The 25,886-nt window shown below is 55.7% G+C and carries 25 protein-coding genes and 1 riboswitch; of the genes, 14 read left to right on the top strand and 11 right to left on the bottom strand.

The features are described 5' to 3' along the window. Positions 1 to 318 precede the first annotated feature (318 nt). Positions 319 to 1,749, top strand: a complete 1,431-nt coding sequence (gene hldE, locus WN53_RS04325) for a bifunctional D-glycero-beta-D-manno-heptose-7-phosphate kinase/D-glycero-beta-D-manno-heptose 1-phosphate adenylyltransferase HldE (RefSeq protein WP_024483053.1) — start codon at positions 319 to 321, stop codon at positions 1,747 to 1,749. A 207-nt stretch (positions 1,750 to 1,956) separates the two neighbouring features. Beyond that, positions 1,957 to 3,207, top strand: a complete 1,251-nt coding sequence (yjeH, locus tag WN53_RS04320; protein WP_024483052.1) for an L-methionine/branched-chain amino acid transporter — start codon at positions 1,957 to 1,959, stop codon at positions 3,205 to 3,207. Between the two features lie 32 nt (positions 3,208 to 3,239). Here yjeH and ubiK read toward each other — a convergent pair whose 3' ends face one another. Continuing rightward, positions 3,240 to 3,515, bottom strand: coding sequence for a ubiquinone biosynthesis accessory factor UbiK (gene ubiK, locus WN53_RS04315; protein ID WP_024483051.1), 276 nt, complete (start codon positions 3,513 to 3,515; stop codon positions 3,240 to 3,242). A gap of 147 nt (positions 3,516 to 3,662) precedes the next feature. Continuing rightward, positions 3,663 to 3,824: riboswitch (FMN riboswitch) on the top strand. Between the two features lie 111 nt (positions 3,825 to 3,935). Here ubiK and ribB point away from each other — a divergent pair. Continuing rightward, positions 3,936 to 4,589 (top strand): 3,4-dihydroxy-2-butanone-4-phosphate synthase, encoded by a 654-nt coding sequence (gene ribB / locus WN53_RS04310; protein ID WP_024483050.1) that lies wholly within the window; start codon positions 3,936 to 3,938, stop codon positions 4,587 to 4,589. A gap of 59 nt (positions 4,590 to 4,648) precedes the next feature. Here the strand turns inward: ribB and zupT are convergent, their stop codons facing one another. After that, positions 4,649 to 5,416, bottom strand: coding sequence for a zinc transporter ZupT (gene zupT / locus WN53_RS04305; protein WP_021806868.1), 768 nt, complete (start codon positions 5,414 to 5,416; stop codon positions 4,649 to 4,651). A gap of 207 nt (positions 5,417 to 5,623) precedes the next feature. Here zupT and ygiD point away from each other — a divergent pair, with 207 nt between their 5' ends. Then, positions 5,624 to 6,406: a 4,5-DOPA-extradiol-dioxygenase gene (gene ygiD / locus WN53_RS04300; RefSeq protein ID WP_024483049.1), complete on the top strand. Its 783-nt coding sequence runs from the start codon at positions 5,624 to 5,626 to the stop codon at positions 6,404 to 6,406. A 117-nt stretch (positions 6,407 to 6,523) separates the two neighbouring features. Here the strand turns inward: ygiD and WN53_RS04295 are convergent, their stop codons facing one another. After that, on the bottom strand, positions 6,524 to 6,985 hold the full coding sequence (locus tag WN53_RS04295; protein WP_024483048.1) for a helix-turn-helix domain-containing protein: 462 nt from the start codon (positions 6,983 to 6,985) through the stop codon (positions 6,524 to 6,526). Positions 6,986 to 7,168: 183 nt separating this feature from the next. Here WN53_RS04295 and WN53_RS04290 point away from each other — a divergent pair, with 183 nt between their 5' ends. Then, complete coding sequence (locus tag WN53_RS04290; RefSeq protein WP_024483047.1) at positions 7,169 to 7,879, top strand: RES family NAD+ phosphorylase; 711 nt, start codon at positions 7,169 to 7,171, stop codon at positions 7,877 to 7,879. 30 nt (positions 7,880 to 7,909) lie between these two features. On the opposite strand, the gene WN53_RS04285 is transcribed toward WN53_RS04290, so the two are convergent. Both WN53_RS04285 and WN53_RS04280 read right to left on the bottom strand, forming a co-directional pair. Next, on the bottom strand, positions 7,910 to 8,551 hold the full coding sequence (locus tag WN53_RS04285) for a helix-turn-helix domain-containing protein (protein WP_024483046.1): 642 nt from the start codon (positions 8,549 to 8,551) through the stop codon (positions 7,910 to 7,912). Between the two features lie 122 nt (positions 8,552 to 8,673). After that, complete coding sequence (locus tag WN53_RS04280) at positions 8,674 to 9,684, bottom strand: LacI family DNA-binding transcriptional regulator (RefSeq protein ID WP_024483045.1); 1,011 nt, start codon at positions 9,682 to 9,684, stop codon at positions 8,674 to 8,676. Between the two features lie 216 nt (positions 9,685 to 9,900). On the opposite strand from WN53_RS04280, the gene WN53_RS04275 reads away from it, so the two are divergent. The 5 genes from WN53_RS04275 to WN53_RS04255 are packed head-to-tail and all read left to right on the top strand — an operon-like array spanning position 9,901 to position 14,248. After that, positions 9,901 to 11,667, top strand: coding sequence for a class I mannose-6-phosphate isomerase (locus tag WN53_RS04275; protein ID WP_024483044.1), 1,767 nt, complete (start codon positions 9,901 to 9,903; stop codon positions 11,665 to 11,667). A gap of 4 nt (positions 11,668 to 11,671) precedes the next feature. Further along, a complete protein-coding gene (locus tag WN53_RS04270) occupies positions 11,672 to 12,100 on the top strand; it encodes a PTS sugar transporter subunit IIA (protein WP_024483043.1) in 429 nt (142 codons plus the stop codon). 9 nt (positions 12,101 to 12,109) lie between these two features. After that, on the top strand, positions 12,110 to 12,610 hold the full coding sequence (locus WN53_RS04265) for a PTS sugar transporter subunit IIB (protein ID WP_024483042.1): 501 nt from the start codon (positions 12,110 to 12,112) through the stop codon (positions 12,608 to 12,610). 16 nt (positions 12,611 to 12,626) lie between these two features. After that, on the top strand, positions 12,627 to 13,427 hold the full coding sequence (locus tag WN53_RS04260; protein ID WP_024483041.1) for a PTS mannose/fructose/sorbose/N-acetylgalactosamine transporter subunit IIC: 801 nt from the start codon (positions 12,627 to 12,629) through the stop codon (positions 13,425 to 13,427). Continuing rightward, complete coding sequence (locus WN53_RS04255; protein ID WP_024483040.1) at positions 13,427 to 14,248, top strand: PTS system mannose/fructose/sorbose family transporter subunit IID; 822 nt, start codon at positions 13,427 to 13,429, stop codon at positions 14,246 to 14,248. The genes WN53_RS04260 and WN53_RS04255 overlap by 1 nt, the downstream gene beginning before the upstream one ends. Before the next feature lie 46 nt (positions 14,249 to 14,294). Here the strand turns inward: WN53_RS04255 and WN53_RS04250 are convergent, their stop codons facing one another. The 4 genes from WN53_RS04250 to WN53_RS04235 form a co-directional block, all read right to left on the bottom strand. Beyond that, on the bottom strand, positions 14,295 to 15,077 hold the full coding sequence (locus WN53_RS04250) for a glucose-6-phosphate isomerase family protein (RefSeq protein WP_024483039.1): 783 nt from the start codon (positions 15,075 to 15,077) through the stop codon (positions 14,295 to 14,297). Beyond that, on the bottom strand, positions 15,070 to 15,633 hold the full coding sequence (locus tag WN53_RS04245) for a glucose-6-phosphate isomerase family protein (protein ID WP_024483038.1): 564 nt from the start codon (positions 15,631 to 15,633) through the stop codon (positions 15,070 to 15,072). The genes WN53_RS04250 and WN53_RS04245 overlap by 8 nt, the downstream gene beginning before the upstream one ends. A 132-nt stretch (positions 15,634 to 15,765) precedes the next feature. After that, on the bottom strand, positions 15,766 to 16,926 hold the full coding sequence (locus WN53_RS04240; RefSeq protein ID WP_024483037.1) for a glutathionylspermidine synthase family protein: 1,161 nt from the start codon (positions 16,924 to 16,926) through the stop codon (positions 15,766 to 15,768). Between the two features lie 3 nt (positions 16,927 to 16,929). Continuing rightward, the gene (locus tag WN53_RS04235; protein WP_024483036.1) at positions 16,930 to 17,589 is read right to left on the bottom strand and encodes a DUF1190 family protein; all 660 of its coding nucleotides are present in this window, start codon (positions 17,587 to 17,589) and stop codon (positions 16,930 to 16,932) included. Between the two features lie 339 nt (positions 17,590 to 17,928). On the opposite strand from WN53_RS04235, the gene WN53_RS04230 reads away from it, so the two are divergent. From WN53_RS04230 to dhaM, 4 genes are read left to right on the top strand one after another with little or no spacing between them, the layout of a single operon-like run. Next, a complete protein-coding gene (locus WN53_RS04230; RefSeq protein ID WP_024483035.1) occupies positions 17,929 to 19,029 on the top strand; it encodes a glycerol dehydrogenase in 1,101 nt (366 codons plus the stop codon). 50 nt (positions 19,030 to 19,079) lie between these two features. Beyond that, on the top strand, positions 19,080 to 20,147 hold the full coding sequence (gene dhaK / locus WN53_RS04225; RefSeq protein WP_024483034.1) for a dihydroxyacetone kinase subunit DhaK: 1,068 nt from the start codon (positions 19,080 to 19,082) through the stop codon (positions 20,145 to 20,147). Positions 20,148 to 20,156: 9 nt separating this feature from the next. Next, a complete protein-coding gene (gene dhaL / locus WN53_RS04220) occupies positions 20,157 to 20,795 on the top strand; it encodes a dihydroxyacetone kinase subunit DhaL (RefSeq protein WP_024483033.1) in 639 nt (212 codons plus the stop codon). Further along, complete coding sequence (dhaM, locus tag WN53_RS04215) at positions 20,792 to 22,222, top strand: dihydroxyacetone kinase phosphoryl donor subunit DhaM (RefSeq protein ID WP_024483032.1); 1,431 nt, start codon at positions 20,792 to 20,794, stop codon at positions 22,220 to 22,222. Before dhaL ends, dhaM begins: the two co-directional genes overlap by 4 nt. Here the strand turns inward: dhaM and dhaR are convergent. Beyond that, entirely contained in the window at positions 22,219 to 24,168 is a 1,950-nt protein-coding gene (dhaR, locus tag WN53_RS04210; protein ID WP_024483031.1) for a dihydroxyacetone kinase operon transcriptional regulator DhaR, read from the bottom strand. The genes dhaM and dhaR overlap by 4 nt on opposite strands. A gap of 158 nt (positions 24,169 to 24,326) precedes the next feature. Continuing rightward, entirely contained in the window at positions 24,327 to 25,736 is a 1,410-nt protein-coding gene (gene tolC / locus WN53_RS04205; protein ID WP_046808021.1) for an outer membrane channel protein TolC, read from the bottom strand. Positions 25,737 to 25,886: the final 150 nt, after the last annotated feature.

Raw genomic sequence — 25,886 nt, 5'->3', positions numbered from 1 at the left:
TGAGGTTATCGCTTTAGTGCCAAACGAGCAGGGGCTACCAGCTTCCTCTCCTTGGGGTGAGGAGATCGTCCATGCCACAACTTGGCTCTGTCATTTGGCTGTAGCTCCATCAGGGAGGGCGGATTTAACGTGTCAAAGATAGACCCCGGTACCTGACAGCAACTCCGTACCAGCTCCCTCTCCTTGGGGAGAGGGTTGGGGTGAGGGAGACGTATCGTTTGCTGAAGCATTGCGCTGGTTGGCAGTTTTTACGGGTATTGCAGGCTATTATGCTAATATCTGCCGAATTTATTTTTATGACTTGTTTGGAGTTATCGGATGAAAGTTACACTACCTGATTTTCGCCGCGCCGGTGTGTTGGTGGTTGGTGACGTCATGTTGGATCGCTATTGGTATGGGCCGACCAGCCGAATTTCACCGGAAGCGCCGGTGCCGGTGGTCAAGGTTGAAACCATCGAAGAGCGTCCCGGTGGTGCGGCTAACGTCGCGATGAACATCGCCTCGTTGGGTGCTAATTCACGCCTGGTGGGCCTGACGGGGATCGACGACGCGGCGCGTGCGCTGAGCGCCAAGCTCAACGAAGTTAACGTGCGTTGTGACTTTGTCTCGGTGCCTACGCATCCAACCATCACCAAGCTGCGTGTACTTTCCCGTAACCAACAGCTGATCCGCCTGGACTTCGAGGAAGGTTTCTCCAACGTCGATCCGCAGCCAATCATGGAACGTATCCAGCAGGCATTGCCGCAGATTGGCGCACTGGTACTGTCGGATTACGCCAAGGGCGCGTTGAGCAAGGTGCAGGGCATGATCGCGCTGGCACGTGCTGCGAAGGTTCCGGTACTGATCGACCCGAAAGGCACCGATTTTGAACGTTACCGTGGCGCCACGCTGCTGACACCAAACCTGTCCGAATTTGAAGCCGTAGTCGGTCATTGCCAAAGCGAAGAAGAGCTGGTGGCGCGTGGGATGAAGCTGGTGGCGGACTTTGAACTGTCTGCATTGCTGATCACCCGTTCCGAGCAGGGGATGACGTTGCTGCAACCGGGCCGTGAGCCGTTGCATCTGCCAACTCAGGCGCAGGAAGTGTTCGACGTGACCGGGGCCGGTGATACGGTGATCGGTGTACTGGCTGCCGCCCTGGCTGCGGGTAATACGCTGGAAGAGTCATGCTTCCTGGCCAACGCCGCCGCTGGTGTGGTAGTGGGTAAGTTGGGCACCTCGACCGTCTCGCCAGTCGAACTGGAAAACGCCATTCGTGGCCGCGCCGAAACCGGGTTTGGTGTAATGACCGAGGCCGAGCTGAAAAAAGCGGTAGCGCAGGCGCGCCAACGCGGCGAGAAAGTGGTGATGACCAACGGCATCTTCGACATTCTGCACGCAGGCCATGTCTCGTACCTGGCGAATGCGCGTAAATTGGGCGATCGCCTGATTGTTGCAGTGAACAGCGATGCGTCAACCAAACGCCTGAAAGGGGAAACCCGCCCGGTTAACCTGTTGGAAAACCGTATGGTGGTATTGGGCGCGCTGGGTGCCGTGGACTGGGTAGTGCCGTTTGAAGAAGATACGCCGCAACGCCTGATCGCCGAAGTTCTGCCAGATTTACTGGTGAAGGGCGGCGACTACCAACCGCATGAAATTGCCGGCAGTGCCGAGGTCTGGGCCAACGGTGGCGATGTGCGGGTACTGAACTTTGAAGATGGGTTATCCACCACCAACATCATCAAGGCCATCAAGGATGGGCGCGGTTAACTTTATCTGTATATCTATACCCTATGGATTTCAAGCTGGCCGCTCTCAGTGCATCCCTGCACTCGCGGCATTTGTACATCCCTGTACAGCACAGCGGCGACAAGCTTACCCATCCCCAGGAGCTTACTTTTGTAAGTGACTGGGGTGGGTAAGCGCAGGTAACAACGCTGCAGCTTGAAAGACGACGGGTAAACAGGGTGGTTTGCAGTGAGTGGACTTAAGCAGGAGCTGAGTTTAGCGCAGGGCGTTGGGCTATTGTCCACTTCACTGCTGGGCACCGGGGTCTTTGCCGTCCCTGCATTAGCGGCGCAGGTGGCGGGCGGCGATAGCCTGTGGGCCTGGCCAATACTGATTGTGCTGGTATTCCCGATCGCCATCGCTTTTGCGGCGTTGGGACGCCATTTCCCTAGCGCCGGTGGTGCAGCGCATTTTGTCGGCCTGGCCTTTGGGCCACGCATGGCAAAGGTAACCGCTTGGCTGTTCCTCTCTGTGATCCCCGTGGGCTTGCCCGCCGCATTACAAATCGCCGCAGGATTCTGGCAGGCCACCTTTGGTTGGGATGCCAACGGCCTGTTGCTGGTGCAAATAGTCACGCTAGTGGTGATTTGGCTGCTTGGCACACGCAGCGCCGGTTCCAGTGCCAATATTCAGACCTTGATTGCCCTTCTGGTGATCGCTCTGGTGGGGGCTATCTGGTGGCAAGGCGGTATTACTCCATCCCAAATCCCATGGCCAGCGGTCAGCGATATTTCTCCTCCTAATATGTTCCACGCGTTGGCGGTGATTTTCTGGTGCTTTGTCGGGCTGGAGGCATTTGCTCATCTGGCGACCGAGTTTCGCCATCCAGAGCGGGACTTTCCACGTGCGTTAATGCTCGGGTTGTTGGTGGCGGGAGCGGTCTATTGGGGCTGTACCGTAGCGGTGCTGCACTTCCATGCTTACGGCGAACATCAGGCGGCGGCCGCTTCATTGCCGGGGATCGTGGTGCAACTGTTTGGCGAACATGCGCTGTGGATTGCCTGCATCATCGGCTATCTGGCCTGTTTTGCCAGCGTGAATATCTACACCCAGAGCTTTGCCCGCCTGGTCTGGTCTCAGGCCCAGGAAAAGCCTGCTAGCGGCTTAGCCAAACTCTCTGCGGGCCAGGTGCCGGTCAATGCATTGAGCGCGGTGGTCGGTTGCTGCCTGCTGTTCACTTTGCTGATCTATACCCTGAAGCTGCCGCTGGATACGCTGCTGGTATACGCCAATGGCATTTTCGTGCTGATTTATCTGCTGTGTATGTTGGCGGGTTGGCGGATCTTGCAGGGGCGTTCGCGGTTGATGGCGATCGTTGGCTCCGCGTTGTGCTTGTCATTGCTGGTGATTATCGGCTGGAAAAGCCTGTATGCGTTGGCGATGCTGGTGCTGATTTGGCTGGTGCTGCCGCGTAAAACGCAGGCGGTGGTCTCCAAGTAATAAGGGCGCATTGATGCGCCCCTTACAACAACTTATTCGTCTGCTGGCTTGGCTAACGGCGCGGTGTTCAGCTTGCCTTCCAGCTCGGTCAGACGCTGTTCCAGCAATGCCAGCTTTTCACGGGTGCGCAGCAGGACTTGAGTCTGCACGTCAAATTCTTCGCGGTTAACCAGATCCAGACGGGTCAACTGCGCTTGCAGCACCTGACGGATTTTTTTCTCAACGTCTTCCCCGAATTCACGTACGCCTTTAGGCATCGACTCTTGGACCTGGCGTGCGATCTGTTCAATTTTTTTCGGGTCAATCATGGCGTTTCCCTTTCTGATATTTGGTGGCTGACGCCTAGTGTAATGCGAGTTGCTCGCCGGATAAACCATTACCGTGTTTGCTGCGCGATCCCTCATTACGCGACCGGATGGCTTGAAACACTAAAGCGATGGGGTTATAGTCGAGATGCTTATTCTCAGGGCGGGGTGCAAGTCCCCACCGGCGGTAAATCACCATTCACGGTGAAAGCCCGCGAGCGCTCAACCTATCTCTCAGGAGTGGGTTAGAGGTCAGCAGATCCGGTGTAATTCCGGGGCCGACGGTTATAGTCCGGATGGGAGAGAGTAACGACACCTGTCGGGCGTATGCCCCGCTTGCGTTATTTTTTTGGCTATTGGCATAGCCACTCCTCAAGATCGCCCTGGTTCTGGTAATCCATAATTTTAATGAGGTTTTTTACCATGAATCAGACTCTACTTTCAGATTTCGGCACGCCGGAAGAACGCGTTGAACGCGCTCTTGATGCACTGCGCAACGGGCGCGGTGTAATGGTGCTTGATGATGAAAACCGTGAAAACGAAGGTGACATGATCTTCGCCGCAGAAACCATGACCGTTGAGCAGATGGCACTGACCATTCGCCACGGTAGCGGCATTGTTTGCCTGTGTATCACTGAAGATCGTCGCCAGCAGCTTGAGCTGCCGATGATGGTCACCAACAACTCCAGCCAGTTCCAGACCGCCTTTACCGTAACGATTGAAGCGGCGCAGGGCGTGACCACTGGCGTATCGGCTGGCGATCGCCTGACGACCATCCGTGCGGCCATTGCAGACGGTGCCAAGCCAAGCGATTTGAACCGCCCTGGCCACGTGTTCCCACTGCGTGCTCAGCCTGGTGGCGTATTGAACCGCCGTGGCCACACCGAAGCGACCATCGATCTGGTCTCAATGGCCGGTTTCAAACCCGCTGGCGTGCTGTGCGAGCTGACTAACGATGACGGCAGCATGGCGCATGCGCCGGAAGTGATCACCTTTGCCAAGCAGCATGACATGGTGGTGCTGACTATCGAAGATCTGGTGGCTTACCGCCAGTCGCACGAAAAGAAAGCCAGCTAAGTCGCTGACTGAAATGAAAAAGCCGCTTATGAAGCGGCTTTTTTTGTGCTAAAAATTCTTTAACCGATGCCACCGCTTTGCAACAGCGTCAGGCTAAACCCCATCACCGCCATGCCGCACAGCACGCCATAGCTTGGATTATTGTGTGGGTCGATCTCTTTGGCCAAGGGCATCAATTCATCTACCGACAGCGCCACCATAATCCCGGCTACCGCAGCCATAATCGACGCCATCACCACCGGTGAAACCATCGGGCCGAGCACCAGGAAGGCCAGTACGCCACCCAGAATTTCTGCCATCCCGGAGATCCCGGACCACAGTAGCGCTTTAGTTTTGGAGCCGGTTGCTGCATACACCGGCCCGGCGACTGCCAATCCTTCTGGAATATTGTGGATGGCGACCGCGAGCGCAATGCCCATCCCCAGTTCCAGATCGGCGCTGGCGGTGACAAAGGTGGCAATCCCTTCCGGGAAGTTGTGCAGGCTGATGCCGAGCGTCAGCAGCATGGCGGTGCGTTTCAGGTTATGGGGCTTGATGGGCTTTTGCACCAGGTCTTGCGGGTGCTGGTGTGGCAGCATGCGATCCAGCGCAAAGTAACCTAACAGCCCGAGCATAAACATGCCGTAGCCAAGCATGGGTGACATGCCGACGGTGTGCAGCGCAGCGGGCAGCATTTCCATCAATGAAATTAACAGCATAATCCCTGCGGCAAAGCCGAGCGCAAACGCCAGCAGGCGGTTGGAGGGCTTCTGGCCAATAATGCCGAGCAGGGCACCGACAAAGGTAGCGCCCCCGGCTAACAAGGTCAGGATCAGCGGTACAGACATGCATTCTCCTTGTATGCCAATAATATTTATCAGTTTCTGATACTAACAGAGCCAAAGCATAAATCGAGTGGATTTGGCTGATGGTTTCAATCGCTCCAGCCATTCAAATTTCTTGAAGATCACCATCAGGGTTATCCGGCTGCCTTGGTAGGACAAACAGCGTAATGTAGTCAGCAGAACACTTGTCATGCTAACCAAGGATATTTTATGACCACCTCTCGTATGCCTGCACTCTTTCTTGGTCACGGAAGCCCGATGAACGTGCTGGAAGAAAACCGCTATACCCAGGCCTGGCGTGCGTTGGGTGAGCAATTGCCACGGCCAAAGGCGATCGTTGCTGTGTCTGCCCACTGGTACACTCGTGGGACGGCAGTGACGGCGATGGAACATCCAAAAACCATTCACGATTTTGGCGGCTTCCCGCAGGCGCTGTTTGATACGCAGTATCCGGCACCGGGTTCACCAGAGCTGGCGGCAGAGCTGCAAAGCCTGTTGGCCCCGGCGCAGGTGATTGCCGATACCAGTGAATGGGGTTTGGATCACGGCAGTTGGGGCGTGCTGATCAAGATGTACCCGCAAGCTGATATCCCGGTGGTGCAACTGAGCATCGATGGGACTCAGCCAGCGGAATACCATTTTGAGCTGGGCCGTAAGCTGGCGGCGCTGCGCGATCGTGGGATAATGATCGTGGCCAGCGGCAACGTGGTGCATAACCTGCGCATGGTGAAATGGCAGGGTGACACCAGCCCGTATCCTTGGGCGGAGTCATTCAACCAGTACGTACGTGATAACCTGGATTATCAGGGCGAACATCACCCGCTGGTGAATTTTATGCAGCATGAAGGCGCAGCGTTGTCGAACCCGACGCCAGAGCATTATCTGCCGTTGCTGTATGTGTTGGGCGGCTGGGATGGTAAAGAGCCGATCTCGGTACCGATCGATGGGATCGAAATGGCCGCGCTGAGCATGCTTTCGGTGCAGATTGGTTGATTGCTTGGGGTTGAGAGTGCTAACTCAATCGGCTCACTACAAGGGGCGCTGCATGCTGCGCCCCTTGTGATAATCAACGGGTTAGTCGCAGTCTTGCTGGGTAAGGCGAATGCGTCATTAATAGATATCCATATCCTGTGAAAGACGAGTCAGTTCATCCATTGCTGCAGCAGCTTCGATGTCTCGCTGCTCTTTGTAGGCCATAAGGTCTGCAAAGCGTATGCGGCGATGACGCCCTGTTTTATGGAATTCGATTTTGCCTTCTTCTAGCATTTTCACAACATGCGGCCTGGATACATTAAGTAAATTGGCGGCTTCTTGGGTAGTCAATTCCGCATGAACGGGCACAACCTGAACAGCGTTCCCGTTTGCTAGTTCTCCTAGTATCTCAACGAGCATTTTCACCGCAGAAGGTGGAACCTCAATAGAGTGTTCATTTTGCTCATCGTCCCTGATCGAGAAGTGGCGAATATCTAGTTTTGTTGCCAACATCGCCGATAAATCTCGATAACCTTTTTGGGCAATCTCTTTTTCTTGCACACCAGGCAAGTTGATTTTGGAAAAAGTTGCACTGGTCATATGGCATGTCTCTCTGATTTCTATAGCACGAAATACAATATATTCGAAATAATCGAAAATCGCAATATTCGAAACGCTGTGGATTGCCTTGATGACGTTTAGGAAAACCATTGAGTAAAAAAAAAGCAAAATGGTATGCTTGCAAGGGTTCAGATAGGCAAGCACCTCCAGGGGGGAACAAGGATGAAAAAATGGACTTTCCAACCTGAAAAGGTCAAGCGTGCCATTGCAGCGCTAAAAAAATCCGGACGTAAAATCCCGAGTATTGAGCGGCATGCAGGTGAGGTTCTAAAGCGTCATCAATGGCAGCGTTATGCCAGTGCCATTAATTTTACCGCGCCTATAGAGGTGGAAAAATGTGGTCGGTTCAACCCTGTGGGAGGATGTATCGCAGTCTGGTACGCTTCTGATGCAGCGCTCACCGCAATGGCAGAGAGCTATGGCCGGATGGTGCAACTTGTGCAGACGGTTTCGTATCCTGAGTCTGTTCTAGACCAGCATTACATCTGCTCTGTGGATGTGCTCAAAGAGGTCGAGGTGATTGATGTCGTGGCGCTATTGGCGTTGCTTCACATACCTTTAGACAGTCTTGAAAATGAGGACTATACATTTCCTCAATGGCTAATGGAGCGGCTGTATACAGAGTTTGGGGATGAATATGATGGCATTGCTTACGACAGCAGACACCGTCGTTACAAGAAATGTTTTGCTTTCTGGCGTAAGCCGCAAAGTAATGAGCTATTCAAGGATACCGCTGGTGGTATGACATCATTGAAGGATTATAAAGAGTACGACGCCGAAATATTTCCCTCTGATTGGCGCTCTCTGTACATATCAGGCGAGGACATGCTTGAGGAACTGTTAAATTTTGAGATCACGCCAGAACTGCAATAAAGCAGGAGGAGCATAATCTGCCCCTCTTTTTTAGCTTGCGGTTTGGTGGCCTAAAAGGCTTGCGTTGCGAACCAACACTGCGATGTCTTTTTGATCTGCACCGTTTTGCAATATCTCGATAGGCGATTTTCGTATCCCATCCCCATGGATATCGATCGGTGCTTTCAACAGGTTCAAAATCATCATCGGATGAATTGTTGGGTCGAATGCAGCCAATATCTCTTCAAAACCAGGCAGCAATCCTTTTTCAGTAAACTGGAAGCGTGGATAGATAAAGTCGCCGTGCTGTTTGAAAGCCAGTAATTTGTTCTTTTTCACGCGTGCGTATACGCCCTGGCGAGAAATACCCAGAATGTCAGCGACATCGTTGACTTTAATCGTGCCGCCTAGCTCCTGAAGCTGAGAGTAGAATTTCTCCAGGCTTTCACGACGGCGGCGAGCTTTACGCAGCTCGCTGTCCGATACGTGAGTGTTCTGCTCAAGCATCGTGGTGTACAGACGCTGGAACAGCGTTTTGTCATCTAAACTGACAGCATTCATGGCCTGTGCTTTATCTGCAAATTCAGGCATCAGCGCCAGAGCGATATTGTTAATGCGCTTAAGAAGGTTCAGTTGGTACTCGTTCAAATTGGCAGTAGCAACCGGGTCTCTTTCGAGAGTGGCATTCATCATAAGTCACCTCCATTTGACTAATAGTCTATTCTAACTTTACCAGTTCGTCAAAGTTGGATTTGAAACTGGTAAACTACCCGCTCCGCCAAGATGAGATTTCGTAGAACATGGCGGTGATCCCACTACAACCCGTAACCGCAGGACTCACGGATCACCAGCGAAGGCGGCAGAATGATGCGCTTTGGCGGTTCATCGTTACCCTGAATGCGGCTATACAACAGTTCTCCGGCCTTGCGGCCAATCTCGCGTGAAGCGACGGATACCGTGGTCAGCCCCGGCTGTACCAGGGAAGCCTCGGTAATATCATCAAAGCCAATCAGCGCAAAGTCGCGGCCTACCTGGCGACCAAGTTTGCGTAAAGTCTGCATAACACCCAGCGCCACGATGTCCTGATAGCATAATGCGGCGGTGATCTCCGGGTACGCCGTAAACAGTTGCTCTGCGGTTTTAGCGCCGGAGCTTTGGCTAGCCTCACTGCAAACAATCCATTCCCCGTTGACCTGAATACCCCTTTCCAACAGCTTGCTGGTATAGCCACCCAGGCGTTGCGCGCGCGAGGTGGAACTGACCGAACCACCAATAAAGGCGATATGCCGATGGCCCAGATCCAGCAGGTGCTGCGTGGCTAGCTGAGTGCCCAAAAAGTTATCGGTACCGACAAAGTCAAAATGAGCGTCTGCAACCGGGCGAACCACCATAATGGCCGGGATCTTGCGGCGTTTGAGTGTTTCAAAGAACAGTGGTGGCGTTTGACGTGCGGAGCACAGCACCATGCCACTGGCATTGTTCTGCAACAGCGAGTCGACAAATTTTTGCTGTCTGGGGGCAGACTCTTCGCTGTTAGCCAAAAACAGCATGAGCTGGTGGCGCTCCATCTCCTGGCTCAGCCCGGCGGTCATTTCCGCATAAAACGGGTTGGTGATGTCGTGTAGCAGCAGGCCGACCTGATTACTGCTGCGATTGCGCAGGTTAGCCGCGGTCTGGTTATAGACGTAGCCTAGCTCATCGATGGCGCTCAGTACGCGCTTGCGGGTTTCATCCGAGATGCGACCACGATTACGCAATACCATGGAAACCGTGGCGGTGGAGACTTTGGCTAGGGCGGCGACGTCGGCCAGCGTGATGGTGCTCATTTCATATCCTGTTTGCAGGCGGGATCTGTCATTAAGGTATAACGATTAACCTTATTCTGGCAATTGATGAAAATAATTTGTGATGCCCATCGCAATAATTTGGGTTTTAGTCCGCTTTATCGCCGTTGTTTGAGGTTAATCCCGTTAACCACGCTGTTTAAGATTGGGTTAATCGATTAATCTTTTATTATGTTTTCAGTGCATAGGCAAAAGATCATGTCCGAGCAACATCGTAAAGCAAACTATGACAAATACCCGGAACTGGTGGTGCAGGGGTTTGACTGCGCAGCCTGGCAAGGTTGGCCAGCCGTGGTGCAGGCCATCAGCAGCCATATCGCTGCGCAAGGATTGGCGAAAATCGTGCTGGTAGTGGATTGCTATCACGGTGTGGATCTGGAGGAGCTCAAGTCACAGCTGATCGATCCTTTGCTACCCGCTCTGGCGCTGAACGCAGAGCAGGCCAAATATAATGAAAGCCATATCCACGCGATGATCGAGCGTAATCTGACAGATGACCGGGTCTTTGGCGTGTTGTCCTGCCACGAAATGCCGGAGTTTTTTGCCGATGAGGCCGTGCAGCAGCAGCGTGCGGCAATCGCGGCCGTCGAAAGCGGCTTGGTGGTGGTGTATGGGCCAGGGGCGGCACTCATCGCGGCAGGGGATGTACTGGTCTATGCCGATCTGGCACGCTGGGAGATACAACAACGTTTTCGCCGGGGCGAGTTGGGCAACTGGGGCGTTGCCAACCTGAATGAAGACGTACTGCGCCGCTATAAGCGCGCGTTTTTTGTGGAATGGCGGGTCTTCGATCGTCATAAAACCCCCTTGTTGCAACGAGCCAACTTTGTACTGGATACCAATCAGGCCGGTTCACCCAAGCTGGTAGCCGGTACCGCGTTCCACGCCGGGTTGCAACAGGCCACTCAGCAACCGTTTCGCGTAGTCCCGTTCTTTGACCCCGGTGTATGGGGCGGTCAATGGATGAAGCAACAGTTCGATCTCGACCCGGCGGCAGCCAACTATGCATGGTGTTTTGACTGCGTGCCCGAGGAAAACAGCCTGCTAATGCGGTTTGGTGACGTCCGGGTCGAGATCCCCTCACAGGATTTGGTGCTGTTGTATCCTCGCCCTCTGTTGGGTGAACGAGTGCATGCCCGGTTCGGCGCTGAATTCCCGATCCGTTTTGATTTCCTGGATACCGTCGGCGGGCAAAACCTCAGCTTCCAGGTGCACCCGATTACCGAATATATCCAGCAGCATTTCGGCATGCATTACACCCAGGATGAAAGTTACTACATTCTGGCGGCGGAGCCGGAAGCCAAGGTTTATCTGGGCGTGAAAACCGGCACCGACCCACAGGCTATGATGGCCGATCTGGCTGCTGCTCAGCGGGGTCAAAAAGCCTTTGATGATGAGAGGTTTGTTAACCAATTCCCGGCCAACAAACACGATCACTTCCTGATCCCGGCGGGAACGGTGCATTGCTCTGGCGATGGGGCAATGGTGCTGGAAATCAGCGCCACGCCTTATATCTTCACCTTTAAACTTTGGGACTGGGGTCGCCTGGGGCTGGATGGTTTACCGCGCCCGGTGCATCTGGAGCATGGCGAACAGGTGATCGACTGGCAGCGTGACACCGCCTGGGTGCAGGAACATCTGGTAAACCGTACCGAGCCGGTGGCCGAAGGGCCGGGCTGGCGGGAAGAGCGCACCGGTCTGCATGAACGTGAATTTATTGAAACTCGTCGCCATTGGTTCAGTGAACCGGTGTTGCACCATACCGAAGGGCGGGTGAACGTGCTGAATCTGATCGAAGGGGAAGAGGCCGTGGTCGACAGCCCTGAGGGCCGATTTGCCCCGTTTGTGGTGCATTATGCGGAAACCTTTATCGTCCCGGCAGCGGTGGGATCTTATCGTATCAGCCCTTATGGCAGCAGCCAGGGTAAAACCCTCGCCACCATCAAAGCCTGGGTAAGGGGATAAACCGATGTTGAAAGTGATTGTGATCTCGCATGGCCCACTAGCTGAGGCTCTGATGACCAGCGCCAGCATGGTTTATGGCGAGTTGCCACATACCAGTTACGTCAGCCTCGATGAAACCGGTGGTATTGAGGCTTTCAAGCAAGATTTTGCCACCGAACTGCAGCGGGTTAGCTCCGGTGCCGATGGTGTGTTGGTACTGTGCGATTTGCTGTGTGGCACCCCCTATAACGTGGCCTGTCGCCATGCGTTTGACCCGAATAACGCCGTGCCAATAGCGGTGGTGACCGGGGTGAACTTCCCCATGCTGTTGATGAGTGCCGACTTGCTGGAGGGCGTGGATGTGCAGCATGCCGCACAAGAGTTGGTGGCGCAGGGGGGCGAAACCATTGTGGTTGCCCGCCCGGCGCAAGCAGCACAACCGGACGATTTCTGAGGAAAAATCATGGCGATTTCATTTGTACGTATCGACGATCGGGTGATCCACGGCCAGCTGGTTACCCGTTGGGCGAAGGAGCTGCCCTGCGACGGGATTGTGGCGATCGACGATGAGGTAGCGGCAGATCCGCTGCTGTCATCGGTGATGAAAGGAGCGGTACAGGACACCAAGGTGTGGTTGTTCACCGTGGCACAGGCGATAGAAAAGCTGCCGAAGGTGATTGCCAGCGACAAGCAATACTTCGTGATCGGTAAATCGCCGGTCACGCTGCGCAGGCTGTTGGAAGCCGGTATCGATTTAAACAACCGTAACCAGAAGATCAACGTTGGGCCGATGTCGGCACGGGCACAGACCGTGACCATTGGTCCGAACCAGTCGGTAAATCACGAAGAGAGCGCTGCCTTCGATTTTCTCAGTGAACGTGGCCATGCGATCGAATTCCGTCTGGTACCCGACGCCAGCCATTTCAGCTGGCTAGATGCCAAAAAGAAACTCAAACAGGTCTGACTGACAGGAGTTAACTATGTGGTTTGAAGCGACGCTTATCGGGATACTCTGCTATCTCGGCGCGCTGAGCAGCCCTTGGCTGCTGGGGTTGACAGGAGGCTGGTATATTCTCAGCCGCCCGTTGGTCTCCGGTATGCTGGTGGGGGCGATCCTCGGCGATGTACAGACCGGTATCATCATCGGTGTTGCGGTTCAGGCGGTGTATATCGCCATGGTAACACCAGGAGGATCGATGCCGGCCGATCTCAACTTTGTCGCCTTCCCGGCGATCGCTCTGGGGATACTTTCCGGCAAAGGGCCGGAGGTGGCGGTCGCACTGGCGGCGACTATCGGCATCATGGGCACCGTGCTGTTCAACGCCATGATGGTGCTCAACTCCTATTGGAACCACCGTGCGGATGTGGCGGTAGAGCAGGGAGATGAGCGGGGGATCTATCTTAACAGCGCCATTTGGCCGCAGGTGACCAACTTCCTGCTGCGCTTTGTGCCGACCTTTATCGCGGTGTTCTTCGGGGCGCGCTACATCAATGCCTTTATGGACAGCCTGCCCGCGCTGGTGCTAACCACCATGAACGTGGTCGGTGGCATTCTGCCCGCGGTGGGGATTGCCATTCTTCTCAAGCAGATCATTAAAAACTACAGCATGCTGATTTACTTCCTGGTGGGGTTTATCTGCATCGTGTTCCTCAAGCTGAATATGGTGGCGCTGGTGATTGTTGGCGCGCTGTTAGCGCTGATCCACTACAACTATAAGCCGGAGCCGCAGGTTGCCAGCGCGCAGGCAGGGCCACAGGCCGATGATGAGGATGAATTCTGATGGAAACGCCAACACCCAAACTGAATAAACAGGATCTGCGCCGCTGCTGGCGCGCCTGGATGATGTATAACCTGTCCTCGATGAGCTTTGAGCGCCTGGAGTCTTATGGTTTTTGCCTGAGCATGATGCCGGCGCTGAAAAAGCTGTATCAGGACAAGCAGCAACGCATTGAAGCCATTCGCCGCCATACCTCATTTTATAATACCGAACCGCAGCTGGGCGCGATCGTCAACGGTATGGTGATCGGGCTGGAAGAGAAGCGGGCCAACGGGGAACCGATCGACGGTGAAACCATCAACACCTTGAAAGTGGGCCTGATGGGGCCAGTAGCCGGGATCGGCGATTCCATGCTACCGGGGATGTTGATCCCCATCCTGTTGAGTATCGGCATGGCGCTAGCCGCCGGCGGCAGCGTGATTGGGCCGCTGTTTTACATTATTGCCTTCAGCCTGATCGTTATCCCTGGCTCTTACTGGCTGTTTATGAAGGGCTATAACATGGGGTCCGGCTCGGTGGAGATGCTGGTCAGCAGCAAATCCTCCCGCCTGCGTGAAGCGCTCTCCCTGTTAGGGGTGTTTGTCATGGGCGGCGTGGCCGCCAGCTACGTCAAGCTGGGGACCGGGCTGGAGTTTATCACCAAGGATGGGGTGAACATTCAGCTGCAACACATGCTGGATGGTATTTTCCCTAACCTGATGCCGCTGATCGTAGTGCTGGCTACCTGGTATCTGATGGCTAAGCGCGGGCTTTCACCGGTGAAGGCGATGCTAGGCCTGCTGGTGTTGGCCGCTGCCGGAGTCGCCTGCGGTCTGTTTTCCTGATCCTTCTGCAATATCGGGCGCAACCAAAGGTTGCGCCCGTCTTCCATCAAGGTTCAAATCTCTGCCATTGTTCCGCTACGCTGCCCGGCTTGGAAATAAACTGGAAGCGTGCCGGGTCCGCCTCAAATTGCGCATAGAGCGGCTCATCGCTCAGACCAAACTCGGCGTAATGCCGTGGCCCGATGGCGTGCAACCTGCCGGATTGATAATGCGGGTTTTGCTGCCAGACGATGTTATCGCCCTGCAATAATGGATACCATGCCAGCCCTTTGTAGGCCCGTACCGCCTCATACTCAAAGCCGTATTCGCGATCGCACCAGGCGGCAAAGGTTAGCGGCTGATGGGGATCGGCGGAAATGGTGGCATGTGCCCAACCCGGTGGCACCAGCACTTTTTCCCCAGGCCCGGCATGGACGGCAAAGCAGCGGCCAGGGTCCCGCTCGACCCGTTCCTGCATATAGATGATCGCTTTGCCCTGCCAGATTTCGTACAGCTCCGGCGGGGACCAGCCGCTGTGCTGGCTGACACGGTGAATATGCCCTTGGCTGCGTATCGGTTCACGCCCTAGTTGGCCTTTGGCATAGGTCACGATGCCAAACAACAACATGCGCTTCTTTAACTCCGCCAGATGTTGCTGCTTGGCCACGTCCATCACGATGGCGTATACCTGCTTTGGGCCATCACAGTCGGGGTCGCGTAGCGAAGGGCGGATTTGATCCAACGTGCGGATCTCTGGCAACGGACCTATCACCTCATCCCCATAGCCAAAACCCATCGGCTCGCGGGTAACGCGCACGTCCAACCCATACGGCAGCATGGAGTCACTCATATTGGGCCTCCGCTTTCCAACCTGCGCCGTCGGCGAACACCCGTAGTTTGAAGCCCTGCGGCTGTAAGGCAATGTAATCATGCCCGGCCACCGTTGGCCAGACCGCTAGTGCCGAGAGCACCTCATCGCCGATGTTAATCAGGCGGTGGGCGGTGAAGGAGGGAATATGGTGGACGCTGCCAGCAAACACTTGCTCAAGGATGCAGTCACCGTCCTGATGTTGCAGCAAGAGCAAGCCCTTACCGCGCAGCCCGAAGTAGAACTCGGCCTGTTCACGGCGCTGGTGGAAGTGCCCACGGGTCATAAAGAACTCGTTACCCACCTTGCCCGCCTGCAGGTGCGTAGTACCAACAAACAGCTCACCTTCCTGCGAGGGAGAAGGCAACATCTCTACGCTGTAGACGGCAAACTCTGCTGGCATCTCCTGCCAGGCGTGACGATCGGCAAATATCCCCGCGAGGTTGCCCAGGGTCGTGGATTTATGTTGTACATCAGGTGCAGTAAAGCGCCCATCATGCAGGTTTACCTGCGGCGGGATAAGGGAAGTCAGCTTCATATCTGGTAGCTCCGCCCGAGGAGAACAGACGCTTTGAGTATATGAGGTTAATCGATTAATCACCAGCAGAGACCAATAAAAAAGGCGCGAAAATTTCGCGCCTCTACGGTCGAATAGGTTCGACCCTACGGATTAACCAAGAATAATATGCGGGTAGAAACGCGACAGATCCTGGGTGATCAACTCGCGATCTTCACGCAGGCCGATGCCGCAAGGCTGATCGTTGACCAGCCAACTGCCGATCAGCGTATAGCTGCCTTCAAACTGTGGCAACTGATGGAACTGCTGCACAATCATGCCTTCTTCGCCGTATGGCCCATCTACGCGCGCCACTTCCTGACCGTTTTGGACGATCTGGATGTTGGCACCCTCGCGTGAGAACAGCGGCTTGGTGACGTAATGATCCATCTGCGGATGATCGTCCTCGGCAAAGTAGGCTGGCAGCAGGTTTGGATGATCCGGGAACATTTCCCACAACAGCGGCAGCAGAGCCTTGTTGGAGATAATGCTCTTCCAGGCCGGTTCCAGCCAGCGTACGCCAGCGTCTTCCAGCTTGGTGGAGAACATCTCGCGCAGCATAAATTCCCACGGATAGAGCTTGAACAGGTTACTGATAACCTGATTTTGCAGATCGGTGAACTGGCCTTTCTCGCCCAGGCCAATCTCTTCCATAAACAGGAATTCGGTCGGCAGGCCCGCTTCCAGCGCGCAATCTTGCAGATATTGCACCGTACCGCGATCTTCCTCGCTGTCTTGGCAGCAGGCCAGATGCAGCAGGCTAAAGCCGTGGTTGGCTTGCAGATCGGCGAAACGTTCGATCAGTTTTTCTTGCAGGCTGTTGTACTGGTCAGCGGCGGGATCCAGCTTGCCAGCGTTGATCTGATCTTCCAGCCACAGCCATTGGAAGAACGCGGCCTCATACAGTGAGGTGGGCGTATCGGCGTTATTTTCCAATAGCTTGGGTGGATTGATGCCGTCATAGGCCAGATCGAGGCGTGAATACAGCGAAGGCTGATTAGTGCGCCAGGAGCTGCGAACGAATTCCCAGGTGTGCTTGGGGATGCAGAATTTGGTCATCAGTTGATCGCTGTTGACCACCTTATCAACCACCTTCAGGCACATCTGGTGCAGTTCGGCGGTGGCATCTTCAATCTCTTCGATCTGCGCTAACGTGAATTGGTAATAGGCATCTTCACACCAGTAGGGTTCGCCATACATGGTGTGAAAGGCGAAACCAAATTCGGTGGCTTTTTCGCGCCAGTCTGGGCGCTCGCTAATCGCAACGCGTTTCATGTCTTAACCGCCCATGCTGCGTGAACTGCTGGAGGTGGCGCTGCTGCGCTGCATGCTGGTCTGTTTGGCCACGGACTCACCGAAACCACCACGGGTAACGGTATTGGTCACCGCGGGTTTAGGGGCCATTGCGGTTTTAGGTACCGTCATGGAGCGGCCGCCTGCGGTTGCCGGGCCATAGCTTTTACCGCTGGCGTCAACAAACTTGCCGTTTGCCGGGCTGGCGGCGTTTTTAGAGGAAAACAGCGGCTGTTGAGCGTAGCCCCCGCCACCCATCATGCGGCCCATCATGTAGCCGGCCATCAGCGGCATCCACATGCTGCCACTGCTTTGTGATTCTGCGGCCATACCAGCCTGTGCTGGAGCCTGAGTACATTGCGCTTCGCCGAATTCGGCTACGCAGTCTTCACGAGTGGCGTATTTAGGCGCGGTTTTTTCCGCTTCCTTCAGCGCGTTGTTATACGCGGTGGTGCACTGCTCGCTCATCGACGGGTTGGAGGTTGAACAATCGTCGGCATTTTTATACAGGGAAACCGTCTCATCCGCCTGTTCGCAGCCGGCCAGCATAAACACTGCGCTGATCGCCAAAGCCACGGGGGCAACACGGTAGCTGCGCCAGGATTTGCGGAAGGTGTCTTTGTTGATGTTTTTGGTCCGTTTCATCGATATTTATCCCATCATGCGGGCTGTATTCGCCCTTGCCCAGTAGTGGTCGATAGGATAGGGGAAAGATGCTCAAAATTAAAGCTGAAACACCCGCAGGATCCACTCTTTACGCACTTATACGTTACGGTGTGCGCCAGTTCGCTTTACGGCGCATAACTGCAGTAAAAGCGTTACATAATGGAACGTTTTGTCCGAAGCTACGTTCCATTATGTAACGTTTTTTTCCTTACTCGCCAAGCGGTCGGCAGGTCGTATAGTCAGCAACAGAACAATACGTCGATATCACCCTCTGAAATCTGAACGTTATTTGGTTAACGTCCCTACAAGGAGTCAGTTATGTTGAGAATCATTCAATCCCCGAGCAAATACATCCAGGGAGCCAATGCGTTGGCCTCCGTTGGCCAATATGCCAAAGCCCTTGCCGATCATTACTTTGTGATCGCCGACGATTTCGTTATGAAACTGACAGGCGATACTGTGATGGGCAGCCTGCATCAGCATGGGGTGAAGTATCACGCTGGTACGTTTAATGGCGAATGCTGCCGCAAGGAAATCGACCGCCTTGGCCAGGAGCTGAAAAGCCACGGCTGCAAAGGGGTGATTGGCATCGGTGGCGGTAAAACGTTAGATACCGCCAAGGCGATTGCCTATTACCAGCATGTGCCGGTGGTTCTGATGCCGACCATTGCTTCGACGGATGCGCCTACCAGCGCGTTGTCGGTGATCTACAGCGAAAGCGGCGAGTTTGAAGAATACCTGATCTATCCCGCCAACCCGAATATGGTGGTGATGGACAGCGCGATTATCGCCAAAGCGCCGGTACGCCTGCTGGTGGCGGGCATGGGCGACGCGCTCTCCACCTATTTTGAAGCTCAGGCCTGCTTCGATGCTCAGGCCACCAGCATGGCGGGCGGCAAGTCTACTCTGGCGGCGCTCAATCTGGCGCGTCTATGCTATGAAACGCTGTTGGCTGAAGGAGTTAAGGCCAAGCTGGCTGCGGAGTCTGGTGTGGTCACCGAAGCGGTGGAGCGCATCATTGAAGCCAACACCTATCTGAGCGGTATTGGTTTTGAAAGCAGCGGCCTGGCGGCGGCGCATGCCATCCACAACGGTTTTACCGTGCTGGAAGAGTGCCATCATCTGTATCACGGGGAAAAAGTGGCGTTCGGCACCCTGTCGCAACTGGTGCTGCAAAACAGCCCAATGGCACAGATTGAAACGGTGCTGAACTTCTGCCAGCAGGTCGGGCTGCCGATCACCCTTGCACAAATGGGCGTCACCGGTGAACTGACAGAAAAAATCGGCAAGGTGGCAGAGGCCAGCTGTGCCAAGGGTGAAACCATCCACAACATGCCGTTTAGCGTGACGCCGGAAAGTGTACTGGCGGCCATCCTGACGGCAGACAAACTGGGCAACGCCTGGTTGCAACGCGCATAAATCATCGGGCGCGGTTAACGCGCCCGCTGTTCCCTACAGAGGAATTAACCGTGAAAAAGCTAATCAATCAGGTCGATTCGGTACTTAACGAACAGTTACTCGGCATGGCTGCTGCTCACCCGGAGCTGCAGGTGCATCAGGATCCGGTATTTGTGACCCGCACGGCGGGGCCGATCCCAGGCAAAGTGGCGATCCTGTCTGGCGGTGGTAGCGGCCATGAGCCGATGCACAGCGGCTTCGTGGGCGAGGGAATGCTGGATGGCGCTTGCCCAGGGGAGATTTTCACCTCGCCGACGCCGGATAAAATGTACGACTGCGGCCAGGCCATTGACGGCGGTGCCGGGGTGTTGCTGATCATCAAGAACTACACCGGTGACATCCTCAACTTTGAGACGGCGACCGAATTGCTGCATGACAGCGGCGTGCCTGTGGCAACGGTGCTGGTGGATGATGACGTGGCGGTGAAAGACAGCCTATTTACCGCTGGCCGACGTGGGGTTGCCAATACCGTGCTGATGGAAAAACTGCTCGGCGCGGCAGCGGTACGGGGTGACGATCTGGACGCTCTGGTCACGCTGGGGCACAAAATCAACAATCAAGGCCACTCGCTAGGGATCGCTCTGGGCGCTTGCACCGTGCCTGCGGCAGGTAAACCGTCGTTTACTTTGGCGGATAACGAGATGGAGTTTGGCGTTGGCATCCACGGCGAACCGGGGATCGAACGGCGGACGTTCACCACCCTCGATCAAACGGTGGATGACATGTTTCATACTCTGATCGATCACGGTGATTACCAGCGCTCGATCCGCGTTTGGGATCGTCAGCAGGGGGAATGGCGTGAAGAGAGCCAGAGCAAACGAGCTTTGACGCAGGGCGACCGGGTGATTGCGCTGGTCAATAACCTGGGGGCTACGCCGCTTTCCGAACTGTACGGGGTTTACCACCGTTTGGCGCAGCGTTGCGCCGCAGCCGGGATCGTGATCGAGCGTAACCTGGTGGGCTCATACTGCACCGCATTGGATATGCAGGGGGTTTCCATCACCTTGCTACAAGTGGATGACGAGTTGTTATCGCTGTGGGATGCGCCGGTGAACACGCCAGCGCTGCGCTGGGGCTGAGGAGGAAACATGACATTAAGCAAACAGCAGGTCGTTGAGTGGTTGATGCGTTGTGGTGAGGTCTTTACCCGCGAGCGTGATTTCTTGACTCAGTTGGATAGCGATATCGGCGATGGCGACCACGGCCTGAATATGAACCGTGGCTTTAGCAAGGTGGTAGAAAAGCTGCCTTCGGTCGCGGACAAGGACATCGGCTTTATTCTCAAAAACACCGGTATGACGCTGCTCTCCAGCGTTGGTGGTGCCAGTGGTCCGCTGTTCGGCACCTTCTTCATCCGTGCGGCTCAGGCAGCTAACGCCAAGCAGAGCCTGGATCTGGCGGAGTTGAAACAGGTGATCCAGGAAGGCGCGGAAGGCGTAGCGATGCGTGGCAAGGCAGAGCCGGGTGATAAAACCATGTGTGATGTCTGGGGGCCGGTCGTTGCAAGCCTGGGCGAGTCGCTACAGCAGCAACTCAGCGTGACCCTGGCGCTACAACAGGCCGCCGTTCGGGCGGAGCAGGCCGCACAGGCCACCATCGTGATGCAGGCCCGTAAAGGGCGCGCCAGCTATTTGGGCGAACGCAGCATCGGTCATCAGGATCCGGGCGCAACCTCCGTGATGCTGATGATAAAAACCCTGGCCCAGGTGGTCGAGGAGGCAGGATGATCAACATCGTCGTGGTTTCGCACAGTGCACAATTGGCGCAGGGTGTTGAGCAACTCGCCCGCCAGATGATGCGCGGCGAGGGGTGCAAACTGGTGCTGGCGGCGGGGGTCGATGATGAGCTCCACCCGATCGGCACCGATGCGGTGAAAGTGATGGAAGCGATCGAATCCGTGGCGGACGGAGAGGGGATCGTGGTGCTGATGGATCTCGGCAGCGCATTATTGAGTGCAGAAACCGCGCTTGAGTTGCTCGACCCAGAGGTGGCGGCCAAGGTGGTGCTGTGTGCGGCACCGCTGGTGGAAGGCACGTTGGCGGCGGTCGTAGCGGCTAACGCGGGCGCTAGCCTGGAGCAGGTGCTGGCAGAGGCGCAAGGAGCCCTGCAGGCCAAGCAGGCACAGCTTGGTGAGGCGATACCCGCCAGCAAACCACTTAATTTACCGCTGAGTCAGGGAAAAAGCCTGAGTTGGACGGTACAGAATCCACACGGGTTGCACGCTCGCCCGGCGGCGCGTCTGGCAGAGGTTCTGGCTCCTTTTACAGCGGAACTGGTGCTGGAAAAGCATGGCCAATGTGCCAACCCACGCAGCCTGAATCAGTTGGCTTTGTTGCAGGTTCGCCACGGTGACACAATCCGTCTGATTGCCGATGGTGCCCAGGCCGATGAAGCGCTGGCGGCTTTCAAGGCGTTGGCTGAGCAGCATTTTGGCGAAACCGTATCTGAGCAGCAACTGCCTTCGCTGCACGGTATCCCCGTGGAGGAAAGCGTCAGCAGTGGTCCAATATTCCAGGTGTCGAGCTTCTGGCCGCAAACGGAAGAACGCCAGCTAGGGGCCGATGACGTGCTCAATGAACAGCAGCGCCTGCGTATCGCATTGCAGCAGACGTTAGACGATCTGAACAAGCTGGCCGATCGCACTGGCAACCTGATCGGCAAACCGCAGGCGGCGATCTTCGGGGCGCACAGCATGCTGCTAGACGATCCCGACCTGCAACAGGCCGCCTTTACCCGTATCGCCCAACAGCAATGCAGCGCGGAACTGGCGTGGCGGCAGGAGCTGGAGCAGATTGCCGCCGAATATCGGGCGCTGGATGATGAGTATTTGCAGGCGCGGGAACTGGACGTGCGTGACATGCTGCGCCGTACGCTGAGCCATCTGGCACGGCAACCTATCCCGGCGATCGTGCTCAATGAACCAGCGATCCTGGTGATGGATGAACTGATGCCCTCCGACGTCGTGATGCTCGATCGGCGCATGGTACTCGGTATTTGCCTGAGCGGCGGCAACGCCTTGTCACACACCGCGATCTTGGCCAAAGCGATGGGGATCCCGATGGTAGTCGGCATGAGCGAATGTATGAGCAAGACCCGCAGCGGCCAGAAAGCGATGCTGGATGCGGCGCGCGGTACCTTACAGCTCAGCCATTAACCCCGCAGCTTGAACTGGCTGATATCGATATTCAGCTGTTTGACTTTACGCCACAGAGTGGTGCGGCTGATGCCCAGCAGCTGCGCCATCTCGTTAAGCTGCCCGTGGCTGACGTTGGCCACGCGGATAATCGCCTGCAGCTCCATTTCCGCCAGCGTCATCAGTGGCATGGCCGGTTGAGAGTCGCTTTCCACAAGCGGCTGATGGCTGAGCAAGTGAGCGGGTAGGTCGGCCAGTTGAATATGGTGGCCGTGGCAAATCATCGCGGCGCGCTCTATCACCCCTTTCAGTTCCAGATCGTTACCCGGCCACAGGTACAGACCAAGCTGGGTCATTACCTCGTCGTCTACCCGGAAGCGGCACTGGAAGTGTTGCTCCAGGGCGCGCAGATGATGCTGGACCAGCAAAGGGATGTCACTGAGGCGCTGGCGTAACGGCGGAATTTGGATCTCGAAGGCCTGCAGGCTATAAAACAGCTGGCGGCGGAAGCGGTTCTGTTGCACCAACAGCGGCAGGTTGGCGGCGCTGGTAGCGATCACCCGCACGTTCACCGGGATCACGCGGCTGGAATCCATACGCATCACCACGCCGGTTTTTAGCACCTGCAACAGGGCGGACTGCATGGCCAGTGGCAGGTATTCGACCTGTTCAAGATACAGTGTGCCGCCATTGGCCAGTTCGAACTTGCTGAGCTGGCCGGCCTGTTCTTCGTTGGCATCACTGCCCAACAGCTCCTTCAATCCTTGCGCCTCGGGCAGCAGTTGGCAGTTTAAGGCGATATAAGGCCCGGCGGCACGTTCGCTGGCGTTGTGAATGGCATGGCTGACCAGCTCTTTCCCCACCCCTTCTTCACCACACAGCAAAATCGGGTGATGGCCCTTCGCCGCCTGCTGGCCATAGCGGATCAGGCGGCGCATTTCCTGAGTGCCTGAGGGCATCTGTTCGAAGGTATGGCTGACCCGGCCGATCTGGCTGCTGACGTATTGATGCAGCCTTTCCAGTGGGTGCAGCAAGGCGATAAAGCTACAGTGCTCACCGTCTACGATCGGTTTGAGGGTGAGCAACGCGGCGATAAACTGGCCCTGGCTTTCAAAGGTGACTTCCACATGCTGTAACGGCTGGCGTTGGCTGATGGCGCGGTTAAGCAAGGCCGGTAACGTCAGCAACTGTGCCAGCGGCTTGCCCTGGCTCTGCTGTTCGTGCAGCTTCAGCATAGCGGCGGCGCGCGGGTTGATATATTGCAGATAGCCCCGGTGATCCCAAGCCAAGACGCCGTCGTCTACGCTGTCCAGTAGCCCGTTGAGCTGATTGAGATGGCGGTTGGATTCGGCCAGCAGGCCGTCGGCGTTCAGGGCATTGCCGATCTCCCGGGCGATCGCCAGGATCAATGAGAGATCGCCCGCATTGCAATCGGCCAGTTGGCAACCCAAAGCCAACATACCGCGCTGGCGGCCGCTATTGTCATGCACCGGTGCGGCACAGAATGACCAGCCATGCAGCGCCTGGCGCACGTGTTCATCGCTATGGATCTGTACCGGATGGCCCTCGGATGCGGCCAGGGAAGGGGCATTGGTGCCGATATCGCCTTCCGCCCAATAAGCACCAGGCGCAAAACCCAGTTCGAGCAGCTGTTCGCCGGTCGTCTTGTCGCCGCATTGCCACAGCGTACAGCCACTTTCGTCGAGGATCAGCAACACGCAGTGGCGCTGTTCCATATATTCCCAGGCATCTTCCAACGCCGCCTGGCCGAGCGTAATGAAATCATCCTTACGCCGACAGATCGAGTCGAAGGTGGTGCCCAGGGCACGGTGTGGGGCTTTCCACACGGCGGGTTGCATCAGGTGGCTGCAGCGTAGCCAGGAGGCATAAATGGCCGGGGAGGGGCGCAGCTGTGGCGGTAACGCGCCTTCGGTGATCAACCGTTGCCAGAGTGAAGCGTTGTCCATCAGATCCCGTTCAGCAGGTAAACCCAAATAGGGAGCGAATCATAACATTAACCCATTTACAGAGGCTGTGAGGCGATGGGCAGAAGCGGGATTATTGGATAAAAAAACGGGGCGCGGCAAATGCCGGGCCCCGTTATTCGGTAGCTCAAAGCTGCTGGTTACGGTCTGGTGGTGCTGGAACCGTCAACATAGGCATCTTGCGCCGCTGTTGGTGGTGCTACCACGTCTGGCGCGGTGGAGATTGGCTTGCCTAGTGCTCCGTTCAGCATCATCAGATCGTTTTCGTTCAGCGTGCCGAGCGCCGATTTGATGTTCAACTGGTTGATCAGGTAAGAATAACGCGCATTGGAAAGCTGTTGCTTGGCGTTATACAGCGTGGTCGTCGCATCTAACACGTCAACGATGGTACGGGTACCCACTTCGTAACCGGCTTCGGTCGCATCCAGAGAACTCTGGGCAGAAACCACCGCTTGTTTATAAGCGCTGATGCTGCTGATAGACGCAGAAACGTTGTTGAAGGAGGAACGCACGGTTTGCACCACGCTGCGGTGGGCGCTTTCCAACTGCTCGCTGGCACCGACGAAGTTGTACTGCGCCTGTTCTACACGCGAGTTGGTTACGCCGCCGTTGTACAGTGGCACGCTAACGCTGATGCCGACCTGGTTCTGGCCATTAATCGAGTCGTTGCCACTAGTCCCGGTGTTAGCTCTGGAACCGCTGTATTTGGAATTGGTGATCCCGGTAGAAGCATTTAAATCAACCGTTGGCATATAGCCGGTTTGCGCCGATTTGATCTGCTCACGGGCCAGATCCTGGCTCAGGCGGGCAGACAGCAGGCTCAGGTTGCGGCTTTCCGCTTCCTTCAACAGGCTGTTGACGGCATCCGGGCGCTTGGTGCTGAACTTGTTGGTATCCAGCGAGGCCAGTTCCGGGTAGAAGGTGCCAGTGATTTGGCGTAACGATTCTACCGCGTTATCCAGGTTGTTACGGGCAGTCACTTCGTTGGCCAGCACGGTATCGTAGTTGGCACGGGCGTTCTGCACGTCGGTAATGGCAACCAAGCCTACGTTAAAACGTTGGGTGGTCTGATCCAAGGTACGGTAAACCGCTTGTTTATTCGCCTGGGTGTAGGACAGGGCATCGATCGCCTGTAGTACGTTGAAATAGGCGGTAGCCGTATCCAGGATCAATTTCTGGGATGAAGTCTGGAAAGTGACATCGGTAATACCGGCGGCCTTTTCCTGCAGCGTCAGCGCGCGCCATTTGGACATATCAAAGATAGTCTGGGTCAGCGCCAGCGAGCCTTGGGTGGTGTTGCTGTCAAGCCCATTGGCATCGCGGAAGCCGTTGTTATAGGTATAACCGGCAGATAAGCCAAGCTGCGGCAGCAACGGGCTGCGTGCTTCGTTGATTTTTTCAAACGCCGCATCACGGTCAGCAGCGGTTTTACGCAGATCTGGGTTACTTTCCCTGGCCTGTTTGTAAACCTGCAACAGGTTCTCTGCCTGGCTCATGGTGCTGAAGCCTGCGAGGCTCAGACCAATAAGAAGGGGGAGCAGTTTCTTCATTTGCATTCCTTGTTGTGCAGCAATATTGCTATGTTAGCGCTGACGATAGACGAATAGTTGCCAATTCTAGCAGAGTCTGCCGAGCGCTGAGGGTGGCTTAATGTGCCATCTCACAGAACTTTTACCTTGGTGTACGCTACGTTTACTGAC

The organism is Serratia fonticola, from assembly GCF_001006005.1.
GTDB classification, from domain to species: domain Bacteria; phylum Pseudomonadota; class Gammaproteobacteria; order Enterobacterales; family Enterobacteriaceae; genus Chania; species Chania fonticola.
Note: the sequence above shows the minus strand (reverse complement) of the source record. Positions and strands in the feature narration are given on the sequence as shown.